The organism is Streptomyces sp. E-08, from assembly GCF_049913095.1.
Taxonomy (GTDB): Bacteria; Actinomycetota; Actinomycetes; order Streptomycetales; family Streptomycetaceae; genus Streptomyces.
On record NZ_CP183971.1, the window covers coordinates 4989690 to 5009709 of the forward strand.

Annotated in this window: 17 protein-coding genes; 9 read left to right on the forward strand and 8 right to left on the reverse strand. The window is 72.4% G+C overall.

The genetic code is table 11. From position 1 onward, the window contains the following. Positions 1-2001 carry a CocE/NonD family hydrolase gene (locus tag ACN9MM_RS23050; RefSeq protein ID WP_426365454.1) on the reverse strand — a complete coding sequence of 667 codons (2001 nt, stop codon included), beginning with the start codon at positions 1999-2001 and terminating at the stop codon, positions 1-3. Between the two features lie 9 nt (positions 2002-2010). Further along, a complete protein-coding gene (locus ACN9MM_RS23055) occupies positions 2011-3516 on the reverse strand; it encodes a peptide MFS transporter (RefSeq protein WP_426365455.1) in 1506 nt (501 codons plus the stop codon). Positions 3517-3714: 198 nt separating this feature from the next. On the opposite strand from ACN9MM_RS23055, the gene ACN9MM_RS23060 reads away from it, so the two are divergent. Both ACN9MM_RS23060 and ACN9MM_RS23065 read left to right on the forward strand, forming a co-directional pair. Continuing rightward, positions 3715-4725, forward strand: a complete 1011-nt coding sequence (locus ACN9MM_RS23060; protein WP_426365457.1) for a polyprenyl synthetase family protein — start codon at positions 3715-3717, stop codon at positions 4723-4725. Positions 4726-4857: 132 nt separating this feature from the next. Beyond that, positions 4858-6057, forward strand: a complete 1200-nt coding sequence (locus tag ACN9MM_RS23065) for a LolA family protein (protein WP_426365459.1) — start codon at positions 4858-4860, stop codon at positions 6055-6057. 81 nt (positions 6058-6138) lie between these two features. Here ACN9MM_RS23065 and ACN9MM_RS23070 read toward each other — a convergent pair whose 3' ends face one another. Together ACN9MM_RS23070 and ACN9MM_RS23075 are read right to left on the reverse strand one after the other, a co-directional pair. Continuing rightward, the gene (locus ACN9MM_RS23070) at positions 6139-7446 is read right to left on the reverse strand and encodes a M28 family peptidase (protein WP_426365460.1); all 1308 of its coding nucleotides are present in this window, start codon (positions 7444-7446) and stop codon (positions 6139-6141) included. A 189-nt stretch (positions 7447-7635) separates the two neighbouring features. Beyond that, positions 7636-8421: a HEAT repeat domain-containing protein gene (locus tag ACN9MM_RS23075; protein ID WP_426365461.1), complete on the reverse strand. Its 786-nt coding sequence runs from the start codon at positions 8419-8421 to the stop codon at positions 7636-7638. Positions 8422-8606: 185 nt separating this feature from the next. On the opposite strand from ACN9MM_RS23075, the gene ACN9MM_RS23080 reads away from it, so the two are divergent. Then, the gene (locus tag ACN9MM_RS23080; RefSeq protein WP_426365462.1) at positions 8607-9254 is read left to right on the forward strand and encodes an NADPH-dependent F420 reductase; all 648 of its coding nucleotides are present in this window, start codon (positions 8607-8609) and stop codon (positions 9252-9254) included. Here the strand turns inward: ACN9MM_RS23080 and ACN9MM_RS23085 are convergent. Both ACN9MM_RS23085 and ACN9MM_RS23090 read right to left on the reverse strand, forming a co-directional pair. Continuing rightward, entirely contained in the window at positions 9203-9844 is a 642-nt protein-coding gene (locus ACN9MM_RS23085; RefSeq protein WP_426365464.1) for a DUF4291 domain-containing protein, read from the reverse strand. The two genes, ACN9MM_RS23080 and ACN9MM_RS23085, sit on opposite strands and share 52 nt — an antisense overlap. Before the next feature lie 46 nt (positions 9845-9890). Beyond that, positions 9891-10331: a winged helix-turn-helix transcriptional regulator gene (locus ACN9MM_RS23090; RefSeq protein ID WP_426365466.1), complete on the reverse strand. Its 441-nt coding sequence runs from the start codon at positions 10329-10331 to the stop codon at positions 9891-9893. Between the two features lie 99 nt (positions 10332-10430). On the opposite strand from ACN9MM_RS23090, the gene ACN9MM_RS23095 reads away from it, so the two are divergent. Both ACN9MM_RS23095 and ACN9MM_RS23100 read left to right on the forward strand, forming a co-directional pair. Continuing rightward, the gene (locus ACN9MM_RS23095) at positions 10431-11819 is read left to right on the forward strand and encodes an MFS transporter (protein WP_426365467.1); all 1389 of its coding nucleotides are present in this window, start codon (positions 10431-10433) and stop codon (positions 11817-11819) included. A gap of 97 nt (positions 11820-11916) precedes the next feature. Then, entirely contained in the window at positions 11917-12234 is a 318-nt protein-coding gene (locus ACN9MM_RS23100; protein ID WP_426365469.1) for a DUF6401 family natural product biosynthesis protein, read from the forward strand. A gap of 9 nt (positions 12235-12243) precedes the next feature. On the opposite strand, the gene rarD is transcribed toward ACN9MM_RS23100, so the two are convergent. Next, positions 12244-13164 (reverse strand): EamA family transporter RarD, encoded by a 921-nt coding sequence (gene rarD / locus ACN9MM_RS23105; RefSeq protein ID WP_426368806.1) that lies wholly within the window; start codon positions 13162-13164, stop codon positions 12244-12246. Positions 13165-13318: 154 nt separating this feature from the next. Then, positions 13319-14194 carry an SDR family oxidoreductase gene (locus ACN9MM_RS23110; protein ID WP_426365470.1) on the reverse strand — a complete coding sequence of 292 codons (876 nt, stop codon included), beginning with the start codon at positions 14192-14194 and terminating at the stop codon, positions 13319-13321. A gap of 100 nt (positions 14195-14294) precedes the next feature. Here ACN9MM_RS23110 and ACN9MM_RS23115 point away from each other — a divergent pair, with 100 nt between their 5' ends. From ACN9MM_RS23115 to ACN9MM_RS23130, 4 genes are all read left to right on the forward strand, one after another. Continuing rightward, entirely contained in the window at positions 14295-14696 is a 402-nt protein-coding gene (locus ACN9MM_RS23115) for a winged helix-turn-helix transcriptional regulator (protein WP_426365472.1), read from the forward strand. Positions 14697-14779: 83 nt separating this feature from the next. After that, positions 14780-15595 carry a hypothetical protein gene (locus ACN9MM_RS23120; protein WP_426365473.1) on the forward strand — a complete coding sequence of 272 codons (816 nt, stop codon included), beginning with the start codon at positions 14780-14782 and terminating at the stop codon, positions 15593-15595. Further along, positions 15592-17787 carry a bifunctional serine/threonine-protein kinase/ABC transporter substrate-binding protein gene (locus ACN9MM_RS23125; RefSeq protein ID WP_426365475.1) on the forward strand — a complete coding sequence of 732 codons (2196 nt, stop codon included), beginning with the start codon at positions 15592-15594 and terminating at the stop codon, positions 17785-17787. Before ACN9MM_RS23120 ends, ACN9MM_RS23125 begins: the two co-directional genes overlap by 4 nt. Before the next feature lie 3 nt (positions 17788-17790). After that, on the forward strand, positions 17791-19986 hold the full coding sequence (locus tag ACN9MM_RS23130) for a protein kinase domain-containing protein (RefSeq protein WP_426365476.1): 2196 nt from the start codon (positions 17791-17793) through the stop codon (positions 19984-19986). Positions 19987-20020: the final 34 nt, after the last annotated feature.

Below are 20020 nucleotides of genomic sequence, written 5' to 3' on the forward strand. Positions count from 1 at the left end.
TCAGCCCGCCGTACGGGGGATCCTCTTTTCCCAGGTCCGGTGGAAGACGACCTCGCCGCCCTCCTTGCACACCACCTCGTTCTCGGTGAAGAAGGCGTCCGCGTCGCAGGAGATCTCCGAGCGGGTGTCGACGGTGACGTCCCAGGCGAGTTCGGGCCGGTGCAGCCGGACCGACCACTCCGAGCGGGTCCGGGCGGACAGCGGGCCGCTCTCCTCGATCGTGTAGGTCTCCACGGCGTCCTCGGTGAACTCCAGGCCGTCCGGGTACACGCGCGTGCCGCCGTACTTCGGGTCGACCTCCAGGGTCCACTCGCCCTTGGCCACGTCCCGGACCACCACGCGCTCCGGGCGCGGCTCCTCCAGGGTGCGCGGGTACACGACGCCGAGGGGTTCGGACTGCTCGGGCTCCTCCCACTCGACGGCGTCCTCGGTGGGCGCGCGGACCGGGAGGGTGAGGGAGGAGCCGGCCGGGTCGAGGGTGAAGCCGGCGGCGTCGGGCTGGGGCCAGATCCACGGCCAGTACGTGGAGGAGACGGCGAGGCGCACCCGGTGGCCGGGCGGGAAGGTGTGCCCGATGCCGTTCAGCTCGAAGACGAAGCTCTCCGTCTCGCCGATCTGGGCCTCCACGGCCCGGTCGCGGCCGTAGCGGGCGGAGAAGTTCAGGGCGCCCCGCGTGACGAGGGTGGAGGAGCCGTCCGGGGCGACGTCGCAGAGCCGGGCGATCACCTGGCCGGTGGGGGCTGCCGCGCGCAGGGCGAGGCTCACGGAGGGCCGCCCCAGGATCTCGATGGGGTCGCCGTCCTCGGGGACGGGGAAGTCGAAGCAGGCCGAGTGGGCGTCCTCGTCGCGCTGGTCGGGCGGCAGGTCGGCGTCGTTGCCGAAGGGGAAGAAGCGGCCCGCGTCGAGGCCGGTCTGCTGGGGCGAGTCGACGAGGACGGGGGCGCCCTGGAAGCGGTACGTGACGGGGGTGACGTGCGGGGAGGGCCAGGCGGGGTCGGCGACCCAGCGGCCGGGCAGCTCCTCGTACACGGTGGCAGGCGGGTGCGATGCGCTGATCCAGGAGCGCAGCAGCGGCTCGGCCATCACGTCGTTCTCGGCGTCCTTGAGGTGGTGGTCCCACCAGCGCAGGGTCTCCTGGAGGAAGCCGATCGCCGGTCCCGGCGGCAGGCCCCGGTCGGGGTACTGGTGGGACCAGGGGCCGATGATGCCGCGCACCCGGTCCTGGGGGAGGTGCCGGGCGAGCCGCAGGACGGTGTCGCGGTACGGGTCGTGCCAGCCGCCGACGGCGAGGACGGCGGCCCGGATCGCCCCGTAGTCCTCGCAGACGCTGCCGTGTCTCCAGTACGCGTCCCGGGTCTGGTGGGCGAGCCAGGTGTGGATGAGCGGCTCGACGGCCTCCAGGCGCCTCAGCCACAGCTCGCGCCACTCCTCGCCCGCGTACAGCGGGTCCGGGGGCCGGGAGACGAAGGCGAGCATGGTGGCGGCCCAGGCGTGCATGTCGACGCCGAGGACCGAGCCGCCCATGTAGTGCACGTCGTTGTCGTAGCGGTCGTCGGTGGAGCAGACGGTGACGATCGCCTTGAGCGGTTCGGGGGCGAGGGCGGCGATCTGGAGCGAGTTGAAGCCGCCCCAGGAGATCCCGAACATGCCGACCCTGCCGGTGCACCACTCCTGCTCGGCGAGCCAGTTCACGACGGCGACGCCGTCGGCGAGCTCGACGGGGTCGTACTCGTCGCCGGGCAGGCCCTCGCTGTTGCCGTGGCCGCGGACGTCGACCCGTACGGACGCGTAGCCGTGGCCCGCGTACCAGGGGTGGCGCTGCCAGTCGCGGGGGGCGGTCCAGTCGGTGAGGCGGTACGGCAGGTACTCCAGGAGGGCCGGTACCGGCTCGTCGGTGAGCGGGCGCCACACGCGCGCGTACAGCTTCGTCCCGTCGGGCAGCGGGATGCGGATGTCCTCGTGGCGGGTCTCGTACGGGAGGTCGGTACGGATCTTCGTCATCAGGTCACCTCAGTGGACGGGGTGCATGGTGCGGCGCAGCCAGGGCGCCAGGGCGATCACGGCGAGGCCGACGGCGACGGCCACGGCACCGTTCACGCCGAAGTAGACGGGCTTGGAGACGTCGTCGTAGAACTTCACGGTCTGGGCCTGGATGCCGTTGGCGAGGGCGAGGGAGAGGAACCAGAGCGACATCGTCTGGCTGGAGAAGGCCTGGGGGGCGAGCTTGCTGGTCGCGGACATGCCGGAGGTCTCCAGGAGCACGTCGCCGAGGCCGAGCAGCAGGTACGAGCCGACGATCCACCAGGCGGCCATCTGATACGTGTCGTCGGCGTGTCCCGAGGTCGGCAGGACCATCAGCAGGAACGACAGACCGCCGAGGATCACACCGAACGCGATCTTGTTGGAGACGTGCGGCTGGCGGTGTCCCATGCGGGCCCAGACGGCGGCCACCACGGGGGCGAGGAGGACCTCGAAGGCGCCCAGGGCCGAGGCGTACCAGCTCGCCGGGAAGTCGAAGCCCAGGATGGTCGTCCGGGCGTTCGTGGAGGCCAGCAGGATCATCGTCGAGTACGCCTGGAAGAGGATGAAGTTGAACACCACCGAGGCCAGGAACAGCACGACGTACGGCTTGAGGCGGCCGCGCTCCTCGGCCGTGACCCGGGGGCTGGTGAACATCACCCAGAAGTAGACGACCGGGGCGATCACCGAGATCACCGTCAGCACGTCCACGAACCGGTCCATGGTGAGCCGGCCCGCGAGGGCCAGGCCCGTGGCGAGGACGGCCGTGACGACCGCGCCGGAGATCATCAGCCGGACCGCGCGCCGCATGGCGTCGGGGGCCAGCGCGAACTCGGCGGAGTGCTTGCGCCCGGCCAGGTGACGGCGGCCTGCGACGTACTGGACCAGGCCGAGGGTCATGCCGAGGGCGGCGGCGGAGAAGCCCCAGTGGTAGCCCTTGTGGTCGGCGAGCCAGCCGGTGATCAGGGGTCCCGCGAAGGCGCCGATGTTGATCGCCATGTAGTAGAGCGCGAAACCGGCGTCGCGGCGGTCGTCGTCCGTGCGGTAGAGCTTGCCGACCATGGTCGCCACGTTCGGCTTGAGCAGTCCCGTGCCGGCGCTGATCAGGCCGAGTCCGACCCAGGTCATGGCGGCGGTCGGCACCGCCATGGCGTAGTGCCCGCAGGCGATCAGGATGCCGCCCCAGAGGACCGCGCGGTACGAGCCGAGGATGCGGTCGGCGAGCCAGCCGCCGGCCACCGAGACGAGGTAGACGAGGGTGCCGTAGGCGGCGGAGACGGAGGCCGCGGTGCCCGGGTCCATGCCGAGTCCGCCGTCGGCGACGGTGGCGGCGAAGTACAGGACGAGGATCGCCTGCATGCCCAGGAACGAGAACCGCTCCCAGACCTCCAGGCCGGAGAGGGTCAGCAGACCCCGCGGATGCCCGAGGAAGGCGTGGTCGTCCTCGGGGGGAGGCTGCTCGCCGTTCGTATCGGTGTCGATCGCTGTTCGGGACAAAACGGCTACTCCTGGTCGTATGAGCTGATCCCGAACATACCGGGGGTGACGGGAAGGCGCCCACGGTGATCGAAAGGTGACCGGATACGCTGGCTTGAGTGAATCGAGCGACACATCGACAATCCATGTGATCGTCAACAGTCCATGTGAACAATCCGTGTGATCGTCAGCAGGCGTCAGCAGACAGGAGACCCCCTCGTGACCGTCGTCGGGCCGTTCGGTCTTAGCGTGCGGGACCAGGCTCTTGAGGCCGATGTCCAGACCGGTTTGGCGGCTGTGGAGGCGGGCCTCCTGGACGCCACCAAGAGCGATGTCCCCTTCATCACGGAGGCCGCGCAGCACCTCGTGCTCGCCGGGGGCAAGCGGTTCCGCCCCCTGCTCGTGATGCTCGCCGCCCAGTTCGGCGACCCCTACGCGCCGGGTGTCGTGCCCTCCGCCGTGGTCGTCGAGCTCACCCACCTGGCCACGCTCTACCACGACGACGTCATGGACGAGGCCGACGTCCGGCGCGGCGTCGACAGCGCCAACACCCGCTGGGGCAACTCGATCGCCGTCCTCACGGGTGACTTCCTCTTCGCCCGCGCCTCGCACACGCTCGCGGACCTCGGTCCCGAGGCCGTACGCATCCAGTCCGAGGCGTTCGAACGGCTCGTCACCGGTCAGATCCTCGAGACCGCCGGTCCGACGGACGGCCGCGACCCCGTCGACCACTACCTCGACGTCCTCGGCGGCAAGACCGGCTCCCTCGTCGCCGTCTCCTGCCGCTTCGGCGCCATGATGTCCGGCGCCGACGACAGCGTCGTCGACACCCTCACCCAGTACGGCGAGCGGCTCGGCGTCGCCTTCCAGCTCGCCGACGACGTCCTCGACATCGCCTCCGACTCCCACGAGTCCGGCAAGACCCCGGGCACCGACCTCCGCGAGGGCATCCCGACCCTCCCCGTCCTCCACCTGCGGGCCGCCGCGGCCGCCCACGGGCGCCCGGAGGACCTGGAGCTCGTCGCCCTGATCGACGGCGACCTCAGCGACGACGAGCGGCACGCCGAGGTCCTGCGCCGGCTGCGCGCCCACCCCGCCCTGGAGCAGGCCCGCCGGGACACCGTGCGGTACGCCGAGGAGGCGCGCGCGATGCTGGCGCCGCTGCCCGAGGGGTACGCGAAGGCCGCCCTGGCCGAGATGTGCGACGCCGTGGTCCACCGCGCGGGGTAGCCCTTCTCAGGGTCGGGTCATCCCGAAGCAGTACGTGAGGTTGATCCCGGGGTCTGACGATTCCGCGCCGCCGCCTTGGTGAGATGGAGACATCATCCACAGGGGCAGCACGGCACGGAGGTAGCGGAGACCATGGCAGAGACCCGTAAGGCGAGCCGGTTCATCGTCCCGGTCGCGGTGGCAGGAGTGGCCGCGGCGACCATCGGGCTCGTCCCGGCGCTGGCGGCGTCCGGCGACCCGGACCTGCCGGACATCACGGCTCAGCAGCTCATCGAGAAGATCGCCGCCTCGGACACCCAGACGCTGTCCGGCACCTTCAAGATCTCCACCGACCTGGGCCTGCCGTCCCTCGGCGGCCTGGCGTCCGGCCTCGGGGGCCTGGGCGGCGACGGCGGCTCCTCGTCGGCCGACCCGTCCGAGAAGCTCACCGAGCTCGTCTCGGGCAGCCACACGCTGCGCGTGGCGGCGGACGGCCCCGAGCGTCAGCGGCTCACCCTGCTCGACGGCTCCGACGAGTACAGCCTGATCCACAACGGCGACGACGTCTGGGCCTACGACAGCAAGTCCAACGAGGCCTTCCACGAGAAGGACGCGTCGTCCGGCGCCCCCGGTGCTTCCGAGGAGGACCGGAAGCTCCCCGGCACGCCCAAGGAGCTCGCCGACGAGGTCCTGAAGGCCGCGGGCGACACCACGTCGATCACGGTCGGCGGGACGGCGAAGGTGGCCGGCCGGGACGCGTACCAGCTGGTGATCAAGCCGAAGCAGGCCGGTTCGACGGTCGAGTCCGTGAAGATCGCGGTGGACGCGGCGAACGGCACCCCGCTGAAGTTCACCCTCTCCTCGGTCGAGGGCGGCAAGCCGGTCGTCGACGCGGGCTTCACGAAGGTCGACTTCGGCAAGCCGGCCGCCTCGGAGTTCACCTTCGAGGCGCCGGAGGGCGCGAAGGTGACGGAGGGCGCGGCGGAGAAGGCGGCGGAGTCCGGCGACGACCTGCCCGAGGGCTTCGAGGAGGGCTTCCCCGGCCTCGGGAAGGGCCTCGGGAAGGGCTTCGGGGAGGACTTCGGGAAGGACGGCGGCTTCAACGTCATCGGCGAGGGCTGGACGACGATCGCGACGTTCGACACGGGCGCACCGGCCCCCGGGACCGACGAGGCGCCGAAGGAGATCCAGGGCTTCCTGGACTCCTTCGGCGACAAGGTCACCGGGAAGTTCGGCTCCGGCACCGTCTTCAAGACGAAGCTGGTGAACGCGCTCCTCACCGACGACGGCAAGGTCTACGTCGGCGCGGTGACGAAGGACGCGCTGGTGGACGCGGCGAACGCCGCCAAGTAGCGGCGCGGTTGGGACCCCGGGCGGGTCGGGGGCGAAATTCACCGACCCACCCGGGAGTTGCTGTGCTTCTCGCGGGAAGCGTTACGGGAAGGTCAGCTTGAAGCCGCTGATGTATCCCGTGTCGACCGAGGCCTTGTCCTGGACGCGGAGCTTCCAGGCACCGTTGGCGACCTCCGAGGAGGCGTTCACGGTGTAGGTCTGGTTGATGTTGTCGGCGCTGCCGCCGGCCCGGTTGCTGAGGCTGTAGACCGAGCCGTCGGGGGCGATCAGGTCGACGACCAGGTCACCGATGTAGGTGTGGACGATGTCCACGCCGACCTTGAGCGTCGAGGGCGCGTTGCCGGTGATGCCCGTGACGTTGACCGTCGAGGTGACCGCGGCGCCGTTGTCCGGGATGGAGACGTCGGCGGTGTTCTCGAAGACCGTGCCGGTCGGCGGGGTCGTCGTGCCGGTGGACAGGTTCCAGATCGCGTACGCGATCGCGTCGGCGTTGCGGTCCAGGGCGGTGTCGTTGATGTTCGCCGTGGTGTCGCAGGACGAGTGGTAGCAGCGGTCGAAGGCCTGGCCGGCCGTGCCGCCCCACTTCTGCGCCTGCGCCGAGGTCTTGGTGTAGTCGGCGCCGGAGAAGAGCCCGCCGACGGGGATGCCCACGTTCTTGAAGGGCGCGTGGTCGGAGCGGCCGTCGCCCTCGGTCTCGATCTCGGTGGGGATGCCGAGCCCGGCGAAGTAGGTCTTGAAGGTCTGCTCGATCGTCGGGTCGTCGTCGTAGACGAAGTAGCCCGGGTTCGGCGAGCCGATCATGTCGAAGTTCAGGTAGCCGCTGATCTTCGAACGCTCGGCGGCGGGCAGGTTGTTGACGTAGTACTTCGACCCGACGAGCCCGAGCTCCTCGGCGCCCCACCAGCCGAAGCGCAGGTGCTTCGTCGGCTGGAGCTGGGCGCGGGAGACGGCGAGCGCGGTCTCCAGGGTCGCGGCGGACCCGGAGCCGTTGTCGTTGATGCCGGGGCCCGCGGTGACCGAGTCGAGGTGCGAGCCGGCCATGAGGACCTGGTTCGGGTCGCCGCCCGGCCAGTCGGCTATCAGGTTGTAGCCGGTGGCGCCGCTGGAGGTGAAGGTCTGCAGGGTGGTCGTGTAGCCGGCGGCGTCCAGCTTCGCCTTCACGAAGTCGATGGAGGCCTTGTAGCCGGTGCGGCCGTGGGCGCGGTTGCCGCCGTTGGCGGTGGCGATCGACTGGAGGTCCGCCAGGTGCTGCTTGACGTTGGCCAGTGGGATGTCGGGCGCGGCGACGGCCGCCTGCGACCCGGCGGATGCGGTACCGGTCAGTCCGCCGAGGGCGAGCGCCGCGAGTGCGGCGGCCGCGGTGACGCGTCTGGGTACGGAGATGTTCATGTGGGGGCTCCGGATTCCGAACGGGGATGGGACGGAACGTGCGAGACGCCTCGGGCGTGGGTGCCACGAGGCGCTGGAGCTGTACGGACGTGCGGTGGTTCAGTTGTGCGGTCGTTCGGTCGTGCGTGCTGAATGTTCAGTGAGAGTTTGACTCCACGTCAAGAGCGGAAACCGGTCAGGTGTGTTCGCTCACCGAACGAGGGCATCCGCCGCCGCCTCCCGGACCCCCGGATCGGGGTCGCGCCCCAACTCCCGCAGCAGGTCCGGGACTCCGGGCGTCGACCAGTACGCCACCGCCTCGACCAGCGCGATCCGCACCGCAGGGTCGGGGTGCCGTGCGAGCGCGGAGAGACGCGCCAGCGGGCCGCGCCGCCGCATTCCGTACCCGTTCAGGGCTTCGCGCAGCGCCGCCGTGTCTCCCTGCGCCTCGGCCGCCTCCACGCGCGCGAGGAGCACCCGGGGCGGGGGCGGCGGCCCGTCCAGGGGGTGCGGCCGGCGCTCCGCGAGCCGCCGTGAGCCGTAGCCCCCGCGCTCCCGGCAGCCGAAGCAGAGGCAGGGGGCGGTGCCGTGGGCGCCGGGCCGGTAGCGCCAGCCGTTGACCTGCCGCACCGCCCGGATGTGCCGTACCTCGGCGGGGGCGACGGACCGCGGCAGGAACACCTCCCAGCCCCGGGCGTCCGCGGCCCCGGCCACACGCCGCACCGCCTCGGCCGCCGTCACCCGGGCCGGCTCGCGGTCGCTGTACCGGCCGACGCTCACCCGCTCCCCGTCCGGGAGCCGCACGTGCACGGCGACGAACCCGCGCGGCCCCGGTCGTCGGGACAGCTCGCGCAGCCACTGGTGGGTGAGGGTGTACGAGGGCAGGACGGGAAAGAGGAACACCCCGCGCCACTCGCCGCGCCCGACGGCACGGACCCCGGACCGCCGGACACGGCCCGCGTGCGCGCCGGGGGTGAGGTGGACGAAGGTCGCCACGGGGTGATCGCTCCTAGGGGGTGGTGTGGTGGGGAGTCTGGTGGTCCGGCGGGCGGGCCGCATCCGGATTTTCCGCCGGTGGCGTGACCCGGGGACGCCGCGGGACGGTGTGGGACGGGCGGTGGGGGGCCTCAGGCACTAGGGTCGGGCTCTTCCGACTCGCCGCCCCGAAGGAGCGCACGCACATGAGGATCGCCGTACTGGGAACGGGCGAGGTCGGCCGCAGGCTCGCCACCAAGCTGGTCTCGCTGGGACACGAGGTGGCCCTGGGGTCCCGTACCGCGGACAACGCCGACGCCGCCAAGTGGGCCGGGGAGCACGGCGGGACGCACGGGACCTTCGCCGACGCGGCCGGCCCCGCCGAGCTGGTCGTCAACGCGACCGGCGGGCTCGTGTCCCTGGCCGTCCTGGAGGCCGTGGGCGCCGCGAACCTGCGCGGCAAGGTCCTGATCGACGTGTCCAACGCGCTCGACTTCTCGGAGGGCTTCCCGCCCAAGGTCGGTCTGCCCGACGGCAGGAGCGTCGCCGAGCACCTGCAGGGCGCGTTCCCGGAGGCGCGGGTCGTCAAGACGCTCAACACCATGACCAACACCGTCATGGTCGAGCCCGGCCGGGTCCCCGGGCACCACAACGTCTTCCTGAGCGGCGACGACGCGGACGCGAAGGCCGTGGTCGCGGAGCTGCTCGCCTCCTTCGGGTGGGAGGCCGACCGGATCATCGACCTCGGCGACCTGTCGAGCGCCCGCGCCACCGAGCAGCTGATGCCCCTGTGGCTGCGGCTCTACGGTCTGCTCGGCACCGGGGACTTCAACTTCGGCGTCGCGGGCGGCTGAACCCGCAGGTGGTCCAGGAGGCCCTCCGGCTCCGGGTAGGGCGTCTCCCGGGGGAGGAGTCGGGCGGCCGCCTCGACGTCGCCGCCCCGGACCAGGCCGTGGACCTCGTGGGCGAGTGCGGTCACGTCGGTGACGGAGACCGTCCACTCGTCCGCGTACCGCCGGGAGGCCTCGCCCGACAGGCCGAGCTGGAGCGAGCGGTACGGGAGCGGGCGCAGGTGCGCGTCGCGCTCCGGGTCCCACTGGACCCGGGCCGGCGCCTCCCTCAACTGCCGCTTCCAGGAGGCCTGGTCGGCGTGGAAGCCGCGCTCGTAGTGGGAGAGGCAGGCGTTCCGCAGGGCCCATTCGAAGCCCTCGCGGGTGATCTCCACGGCGAGGACGGTCTCCTGGCCCTCCTTCGTCCCCCAGCCGCAGCGGTACATCATCCACAGGAACGACGGCTTGATCCACGTCATCCGGTCCCGCTTCCAGGCGGCCGGGAAGCGGCCGTCGCGGGCCGCCGGCAGCCCGATGGCGGGCCGGTACGCCTGGTAGACGGTGACCGTGCGGCCGGTGTGGAGCGCGCGGATCCCGTACTTCGGTTCTTCCATGCGCCTCAGGGTGCGGGGCGACCGCCGGGCGCGGCCACCGGATTTCTCAGGACACCCCCGCCGCCTCCCGCGCGTCGTACGCCTCCCGTGCCGCCGCGATCTCGTTCTGGTGCCGCTCGGTCCAGGTCACCAGGGAACGGATCGTGGTGTGCAACGTGCCGCCCAGGGGCGTCAGTTCGTACTCCACGCGTGGCGGGACCACCGGGTGGACGGTCCGCTTCACGAGGCCGTCGCGCTCCAGCTGGCGCAGCGTCACGGTCAGCATGCGCTGGCTGACGCCGTCGATCTCCCGCTTGAGCTCGGTGAACCGCAGGACGCGGCGGTCGAGCAGGGCGATGACGAGCAGGGACCACTTGTCGGCGACCCGGTCGAGGATCTGCCGCACCTCGCAGTCCTCGCGCGTGTCCCACTGGAAGGGGTCGGGGTCCCCCGCGCCTCCGTGGGTTCCCTCGCAGTGACTCGGGTACTTCGAAGTGCCTTCTTCCATGGCACCCGATGCTCCCGCAGGATGCAGGTGGTTACAAGAGGGAACCGACCCTCTCGTCCGTAACCGGCCGCCCCAACCCGCCCCGCCCTGGAGACAGTTGTGTCCCTACGCGCCTGGAGTCTGCTCCTCGTCCTCTGCGGGACGATCTTCCTCGAAGGCATCGACGTCGCCATGCTCGCCGTCGCCGTCCCCACCGTCCGCGCCGACCTCGGCCTCACCACCGGCACCGCGGCCTGGGTCATGTCCGCCTACGTCCTCGGCTACGCCGGCTTCACCCTCCTCGGCGGCAGAGCCGCCGACCTGCTCGGACGGCGCCGGATGTTCCTCGGCTGGCTCGCCGTCTTCCTCGTCTTCTCCGGTCTCGGCGGCCTCGCCGACGAGGGCTGGACCCTGATCCTGGCCCGCTTCGTCACCGGCGTCGCCGCCGCCTTCATGACTCCCGCAGCCCTGTCGATCATCACCACCTCGTACGAGGAGGGACACCAGCGCAACCAGGCGCTCCTCGTCTTCGCCGGCACCGCCGCCGGCGGCTTCTCCCTCGGCCTCGTCATCGGCGGACTCCTCACCCAGCTCGGCTGGCGCTGGGTCTTCTTCGCCCCCGTCCTCCTCGCCGCCGCGATCCTCCTCGCCGCACTGCGGCTCATCCCGAAGGAGCCCCGCCCGGCCCGCGCGAAGGGCGGCTTCGACCTCGGAGGGGCACTCACCGCCGCCGGGGCGATGCTGCTCCTCGCCTACGGCCTCGTCCGCCTGGAGCACGGGCTCGACGGCTGGACGGTCACGGCCGCCGCGCTCGCCGCCGGGATCCTCCTCACCGGGCTCTTCGTCGCCGTCGAGCGCCGGGCCGCCGTCCCGCTCGTCCGCCTCGGCATCCTGCGGGAGGCCTCGCTGCTCCGCGCCGACCTGGGCGCCCTGCTCTTCGTCGGCTCCTTCTTCGGCTTCCAGTTCGTGGCCACGCTCTACCTCCAGGAGCTGCGCGGCTGGTCGTCCCTGGAGACGGCGCTCGCCCTGCTCGTCATGGGCTGCGACGCGGTCCTCGCGCCGACCCTGACCCCCCGGCTCGTGGCCCGCTTCGGCAACGCGCGGGTGATCCTCGGCGGCTTCGTCCTCGCCGTCGTGTCGTACGCGCTGTTCCTTCCGGTCGGGCCGGACTGGTCGTACGCGGCGATGTTCCCGACGCTGCTGCTCACCGGGGTCGCCTTCGCCCTCGCGTACGGACCGCTCACGATCGCCGCCACCGAGGGGATCGCGGAGGGCGAGCAGGGGCTCGCGAGCGGGTTGCTCCACACGGCCACCCAGTTCGGCTCGGCGGTCGGCATCGCGGCGGTCACGGCGGTGTACGGCACCGCGGGCGGCGGCCTCGGCGGCTTCCGGGCGGCGCTCGTCGTCCCCGTGGTGATGGTCGCGCTGGGCGCCGTGATCACGGCGACGGGGGTACGGACCGGACGGCGGACGGAGATCCCGGCGGCTGCGACGGACGTCAGGGTCTGAACGACCGGAGGCCGGGACCGACGTCAGGTTCTGAACGACCGGCGGCTGCGACCGATGTCACGGTCTGAACGCCCCGGTACGCACCTAATGTGGAGGGATGAACGAATCGCCCGTCTGCCCGCTGGCCGACGTCGCCGCCACGTACATGCCCCGGCTCTCGGAGTTCTCCGTCGAGCCGGGGCTCGTGGCCGCCGTCGACCAGCACGCGGCGGCCGTGTGCGACGCGCTGCTCCCGGCCCGGCGGGGCCCGGAGGGCCGGACCGTCCGCCGGGAGGAGCTCGCCGACTACGTCCTCGGGTTCACCGACCGGCTCGCCGAGGTCGAGTGGACCGAGCCCGCCGGTCACGACTTCGCGACCCTGCGCCTGACGGCGGTCTGCTGGCTGATCCAGGAGCACGACCTGCTGGACGCGTGACGGCCGCGGTCAGGGAGACGTGACCACGGGGCCCACGGGAGCGGTCTCCGCGGGAGCGGCCTCCGTCCGGGACGCGGTGGCGGCCGCCTCGACCGCCGCGCGGCTCTTCCGGGCCGTCCGGAGCGCGTCCCAGGTGAGGATCGTCAGGGCCAGCCAGACGAGGGCGAAGCCCGCCCAGCGCTCCGGCGGCATCTCCTCGTGGAAGTACACGACGCCGAGCGCGAACTGGAAGGTCGGCGCCAGGTACTGGAGGAGGCCGAGCGTCGACAGCGGGACGCGGATGGCCGCCGCACCGAAGCAGACCAGCGGCACCGCCGTGACGATGCCCGTGGCGGCGAGCAGCGCCGTGTGGCCGGCGCCGTGGGAGCCGAAGGCCAGGGTGCCCTGGGTGCCCAGCCAGACGAGGTAGCCGAGGGCGGGCAGGAACTGCACGGCGGTCTCGGCGGCGAGCGACTCCAGGCCGCCGATGTTGACCTTCTTCTTCACCAGGCCGTAGACGGCGAAGGAGAACGCGAGCGTGAGCGAGATCCACGGCGGCTGCCCGTACCCGATGGCCAGGACGAGCACCGCCGAGAAGCCGACGCCGACCGCCGCCCACTGCGCGGGGCGCAGCCGCTCCTTCAGGACGAGAACGCCGAGGGCGATGGTGACGAGCGGGTTGATGAAGTAGCCGAGGGAGGCCTCGACGACGTGGCCCGTGTTCACGGACCAGATGTACAGGCCCCAGTTCACGGTGATCACGGTGGCGGCGAGGGTGATCATGCCGAGCTTGCGCGGGCTGCGCGCGAGCTCGGGTATCCAGCTCCAGCGGCGCAGCGCGAGCAGCGCGATGCCGACGAAGGCCAGGGACCACACCATCCGGTGGGCGAGGATCTCGACCGCGCCGGCGGGCTTGAGGAGGGGCCAGAAGAGCGGGACCAGTCCCCACATGCCGTAGGCGCCGATCCCGTAGAGCAGTCCTGCTCGTCCCTCGTTCTTCTCGGTCTTCACCCGAACCTCCCGCCCTGTGCCGCGCTGTCCTGTCGAAGGTAGCGCCGCACGGGGCGGCTTGTCATGCCCGTACCGCTATACGGTCATGACAACGTTACGAGGCGGCCAGCGCTTCCTTGATCGACTCGGCGACCGGGGTGGTCGGGCGGCCGATCAGCCGCGCCAGGTCGCCCGTCCGCAGGGCGAGCGCGCCGAGCGCCACGGCCCGGTCGACGTCGACCAGGATCTCGGCGAAGGGCCCCGGGACCCCGGCGCCGGTGAGGATCTCCAGGTGGGCGGCGGCGGGGACGTCGCTGTACGCGATCTCCCGGCCGGTCTGTCCGGCGATCTCGGCCGCGTACTCGGCGAGGGACCAGGCGGTGTCGCCGCTCAGCTCGTACGCCTTGTTCCGGTGCTCCTCCGCCGGGCCGGTCAGGACGGCGGCCGCGGCGGCGGCGTAGTCGGCGCGGGAGGCGGAGGCGATCCGGCCCTCGCCGGCGCTGGCGACGACGGCGCCGTGGGCCAGGACGGGGGCGAGGTTCGCGGTGTAGTTCTCGGAGTACCAGCCGTTGCGGAGGAAGGTGTACGGCAGGCCGGACGCGAGGATCAGCTCCTCGGTCGCCTTGTGCTCGTCGGCGAGCGTGAAGTCGGCCTCCGGGCCGCCGAGGATGCCGGTGTACGCCAGCTGGGCCACGCCCGCCGCCTTGGCCGCGTCGATCACGGCGCCGTGCTGCGCCACTCGCCGGCCGACCTCGCTGCCCGAGATCAGGAGCACCCGGTCGCCGGCCTCGAAGGCCTCCGCCAGGGTCTCCGGACGGCTGTAGTCGGCGATGCGCAGCTCGATCCCCCGCTCCGCGAGGTCGGCGGCCTTCTCCTTGTCGCGGACGACGGCGGCGACGGACTCGGCGGGGACGGCGGAGTCGCCGGTGAGGAGGGCGTCGAGGACGAGACGGCCGAGCTGGCCGGTGGCTCCGGTGACGACGATGCTCATGGTGCTTCCTTCTTCCCGTGGGGTGTGCGCTGGGCGATGCACTCACCATACGGCGGGCGCTAACCTTTCGTAAGTACCCACTTTGAAGTAAGGTACTGGTATGGGAGTAAGTGAGAAGGCGCCGCTCGGCCTGCCGCAGTCCGTCGTGGTGGACGCCATGTGCCCCGAGCGCCGCGTCCTGGAGCACGTCACCAGCCGCTGGGGCGTCCTGATCCTGATCGCGCTGGGGGAGCGCTCGTACCGCTTCAGCGAGCTGCGCCGCGCGATCGGCGGCGTCAGCGAGAAGATGCTCACGCAGACGCTCCAGACCCTGGAGCGCGACGGCTTCGTCCACCGCGACGCCAAACCCGTCATCCCGCCCCGCGTCGACTACAGCCTCACCGCGCTCGGCACGGAGGCCGCCCGCCGCGTCTCGGAGCTCGCCCACTGGACGGCGAGCAGCCTCGACGCGGTGGAGGAGGCGCGCGTGCGTTACGACACAGCGCGGGAAGCGTCCCAATGATGTTGTAGTCGGGGCGAGTTGGCTCACGCGTGCGTACGATCTCCCTCATCTCGGGGATTCTGTGGACGTGGGGTGGGGGACTCGTGGCGTACGGAAGATCCTTGCGCGCCTGTGGCGCTGCACTGGCGGCCGGACTGGTTCTCGCGGGCTGCTCGGGAGGCGGAGGCGGCGACGGGAAACCGGACCGCGGGGCGAGCGGCGGCACGACACCCTCCGCCTCGGCCTCCGCGCCGTCGACGGCCGCGCCGACGCCGACCGCCTACACCTTCAGCCCCGACCCCGCCCGAGTGCCGAAGACCCCGGCCGACGCCAAACGCCTCGCCCTGGCCGTCGCCGCGGGCCCGGACGCGTGGGGGCCGGACTACGTCGAGGGCAAGCCGTACCTGAGCACCGAGGGCTCCTGGCCGGTCCTCCCCGACACCTGTGTCTGGGAGGCCGGGACCCTGCCCGCCACCGTCCTCTACAGCACGACCACCCACAGCGAGATGCCGGCCGCCGGCGGCAAGGGACGCGTACGGGTCACCGCCACCGTCACCGTCCACCGCACGGCCGACGACGCGGACTGGGAGATGGCCCAGACCCTGGAAGAGGCACTGCGCTGCCCCGGGCAGACCCTGCGGGAGGGCGAGCGGATCTCCGGCCTGATGTCCATCGGCGACCTTGGCGACGCCGGGAACCTCTTCTCGGAGGACTCCATCAACGAGCGCGGCAAGTTCATCGACGACACGGTCAAGGGCCAGTACTTCTACGGCTGGACCCAGGCCCGTGTGGGCCAGGTGACGGTCGCGGTCTCAGCCAGGGGCGGACCCGGCCACACCGACGACGACCTCAGTACGAGCATGGCCAAGGCCTCGGTCACCATGATCAACCGTATCGAGTCGCAGCTGGGGGCCAAGTGAACGCCACCACCCCTCCCGAGCCCGGCGCGCTCCAGCCGCTGCTCCCCTCCGACCCGTCGACGATCGCCGGGTACCGCCTCCTCGGCCGCCTCGGCGCGGGCGGCATGGGCGTCGTCTACCTCGGCCGCACCGCCATCGGCGAGCTCGCCGCCGTCAAGGTCACCCACGGCGACCAGGCCGACCAGCCCGACTTCCGCGCCCGCTTCCGCCGCGAGGTCGAGGCCGCCCGCCGGGTCTCCAGCCCCTGGGCCGTGCCCGTCACCGGCGCCGACCCGGACGCCCCCGAACCGTGGATGGCCACCGCCTTCGTCGCCGGACCCTCCCTCGGCGAGGCCGTCACCGCGCACGGCCCGCTGCCCGAGCGGAGCGTCCGACTCCTCGGCTGGTCCGTCGCCCGCGCGCTCGCCGCCGTCCACGCGGCCGGGCTCGTCCACCGGGACGTCAAGCCCGGCAACGTCCTGCTCGCCGTCGACGGCCCCCGGCTCATCGACTTCGGCATCGCCCGCGCGACCGGGGAGACCGGGCTGACCGCGACCGACATGGTCGTCGGCACCCCCGGCTTCCTCGCCCCCGAGCAGGCCGAGGCCCGCGCCGACGTCATCGGCCCGCCCGCCGACGTCTTCGCCCTCGGCTGCCTCCTCGCGTACGCGGCGACCGGCCGCCCGCCCTTCGGCACCGGCGCAGTCGACGCCCTGATGTACCGGACCGTCCACGACGAGCCCGACCTCACCGGTGTACCCGAAGGGCTGCTCGACCTCGTCCGCGACTGTCTCACCAAGGACCCGGCCGCCCGGCCCACCGCGGCTGGGATCGGCGTACGGCTCGTCGAGGACACCCCGCGCGACGGCGCCGAATGGCTCCCCGCCCCCGTCGTCCGGACCATCGCCGAACGCTCCGCCCGGATGCTCGCCCTCCCCGAGATCGACGTCACCGAGACCGGCGCGGCACCCGCCGCGCTCCCCAGGAGCCGGCGCGGCTTCCTGCTCCTCGCGGGCGGCGCCGCGCTCGCCGCGGGCGGCGGCGTGACCGCCTGGGCCGCCCTGGGCGGGGACGGGGGCGGGAAGAAGACCCCTCCGACGCCCAGGGCCCGCCGGTGGACCATCGGCGTCCAGGCCGACCTGACGGGCCCCGGCAAGGACATCGGCCGGGCGCAGGAGCGGGGCGTCCGCCTCGCCGTCGCGCGGTTCAACGCCCGCAAGGACAAGCCCTTCACGCTCGACGTGAAGGTCTCCGACGACGGCGGGGTCAGGAGCCGCGCGCTCGCCGCCGCCCGCGCCCTGACCGGCGACCCCGACGTCCTCGGCATCATCGGCCCCACCTCCGACTACACGGGGTACGCCTCGCTGCCCGCCTACGACGAGGCCCGGCTCCCCGTCATCACCACCTCCGCGGGCCTGAACCTGCTGATCAACCCCCTGGCGTCACGAGGCCTGAGTATGGTGCGGGCCTGCCCCACGCACTCCTACGCCAGCATGTTCCTGACCTACTACGTCGAGGCCAAGTCCCGCACCGTCCGGCCCGGCATCCTCCAGGAGCGCACCGACGACTCGTACTCGTGGCAGTGCGCCGTCTCCATGAAGTTCGCCTTCGGGCAGGCGGGCATCGACGTGCTGCCGCGCGTGATCCCCGCCGGCGCCAAGCGGCTGGAGAAGGTCCTCGGCGAGATGGTCGACGCCGGCATGGACACCTACCTCCACGCCGGCACCGCGCCGAGCGCGATCCGGGCGGCGAAGGAGCTCGACGCGCTGGGCTTCACCGGCATGCGCGCCGCGGGCCAGCACGTCTTCGGGCAGGAGTTCCTCACTGGGGCGGGGGAGGCAGCCGAGGGCTGGATCGTCGGCTCACCGGTCGTCGACCCCGCCACCCGGAAGGAGGCCGCGGCCCTCATGGCCGCCCACCGGAAGGCGTACGGCACGGACCCGGCCTTCTACACGGGCGAGACGTACGACGTCACCCATCTCCTCGTCGAGCAGGTGGAGAAGGCCGTCAAGGGCGGCGGGCGCCCCGACCGCACCACCCTCGCGCCCCTGCTGCGCGCCGCCAAGTCCAAAGGTGTCATGGGTGGTTACACGTTCGACAAGGACGGCAACCTCAGCGCCGTCGGCACCTTCGTGTACGCCGTCGAGAAGGGCCGCTTCAAGCCCCTGGAGTTCGCACCCGCCGGGCCTCCGGCGAAGGCAGAGGGGACCTGACCCGTGCAACCCCTGCGCAGGGCCGACCCGTCGACGATCGCCGGCTACCGCCTCCTCGGCCGCCTCGGCGCAGGCGGCATGGGCGTGGTCTACCTCGCCCGGACCACCGGCGGCGTGCTCGCCGCGCTCAAGCTGATCCGTGCCGAGCACGCCGCCGACCCCGGCTTCCGGGAGCGCTTCCGCCGGGAGGCCCGTGCCGCCGAGCGCATCACGGGCCGCTGGGTCGTCCGTGTCCTCGGCGCCGACCCGGAGGCCCGGGAACCGTGGCTGGCGACCGAGTACGTGCCCGGCCCCTCGCTCGCCGAGGCCGTCGCCCTGCACGGCGCCCTGCCCGAACCGACCGTCCGCGCCCTGGGCGCCCGGCTCGCGTCCGCGCTCGCCGGCATGCACGAATCAGGGCTCGTGCACCGGGACGTCAAGCCCGGGAACGTCCTCCTCGCCCTCGACGGACCACGGCTCATCGACTTCGGCATCGCGAGGACCGCCGGAGCGACCGCCCTGACGGCCACCGACGCGATGATCGGCACCCCGGGCTTCCTCGCCCCTGAACAGGCCCGGGCCACCGGCTACGGCGAGATCGGCCCGGCCGCCGACGTCTTCTCGCTCGGGTGCGTCCTCGCGTACGCGCTCACCGGCGAACGCCCCTTCGGGACGGGCGGCGTGGCGGCCGTCGTCTACCGCACCGTCCACGAGGAACCCGACCTCGCCGAGGTGCCGGACACGATCCTGCCCCTGGTCACGGCCTGCCTGGCGAAGGATCCGGAGGCCCGGCCCACGGCTGCGGACGTGCGGGCCGCCCTCGGGGAGGCCGAGGAACCGGCGGGGGACTGGCTGCCGGCCGGCCTGCCCACCCTGATCGCGCAGCGTTCCTCGGGGGTGCTCGACCTGCCCGTCGCCGAGCCGACGATGCTCGTGGACACCACGCCGCCGAAGGGCCCTTCGCGACGGCGGCTGCTGATCGGCGGTTCGGCGGCGGCCGTCACCGGCGTGGGCGGCCTGACCGCCTGGCTGATGACCCGGAACCCGGGGGCCGGCACGGGCGGACCGTCCGGGCCGCTCACCACGTACACCATCGGCGTCCAGACCGATCTGAGCGGAACCCGGAAGGACGCGGGCCGGGCGCAGGAGCGGGGCGCCCGCCTCGCCGTGGAGACGTTCAACGCCCGCCCCGACCGGCCGTTCGACCTCGCGGTCAAGGTCCGTGACGATGCCGGGGACCCGCGCCGGGCCGCCGCCGCGGCCGAGGTCTTCGGCAAGGACCGCTCGGTTCTCGCTGTCCTCGGCCCGACCACCCCGGAGGTCGTCCTGGCCGCCGCCGAGACCTACCAGCGGAACATGCTGGTGTACGCGAGCGTGGCCACGGCCATCGGCTTCGAGCAGGTGCCGAGCTTCCAGAACCAGCCCTCCTACTTCGAGATGCGTCCGATGCGCGACCTGCTCCAGCTGGGCTTCTCGACCATGGCCATCGTCCGCAAGCAGCGCACGGTCGCGGTCGTCGAGGACCAGGCCTCGGGCTCCTACGCCTGGTCCGCCGCCAAGTCCGCCCAAGACACCTTCAGCGGCGACGCACAGATCACCGCCACCCGCCACCGGGTGGCGGCCGACACCGAGGACTTCGGCCCCGCCGTCCGCGCCGCGCTGGCCGCGGGCGCCGAGGGCGTGCTCTACGCGGGCCTGTCACCGCGCCGCGCCGGTCTGTGCGCCCGGGAACTGCGGGCCCAGGGCTTCAACGGCCCCTGCGGCGGTGTCGAGGACGTGCTCGAACCGGAGTTCCTGAAGGTCGCGGGTTCCGCGGCCGAGGGCTGGATCATCGGCACCAGCTATGTCGACCCGGCTCAGACGCCCACCGCGAAGGCCTTCACCGCCGCGTACCGCACGCGGTGGGGGCTGTCCGCCACGGCACCGGTCGACCGGTACGCGGCCGAGGCGTACGACGTGGCGCTCGCCGTCGCCGAGGCGATGCGGCGCCTGGCGAAGGACGGGATCGCCCCGGAGCGCGGCGCGCTGAAACGGAGGCTCCGGGAGCTCACGTACCAGGGCGTGGTGAAGTCGTACGCCTTCGACAAGAACAACAACTACCGCTTCGTGGACCGGGTGTACGTCCACCGGATCGAGCGGGGAGCGCCCCGCTTCCTCGGGGACTACATGAAGGCCACCAAGGACGAGAAGGCCGCCAGGGACGCGGGGCGGCGCACATGAGAAGGGCCCGGCCCGCACCGCGGACCGGGCCCTC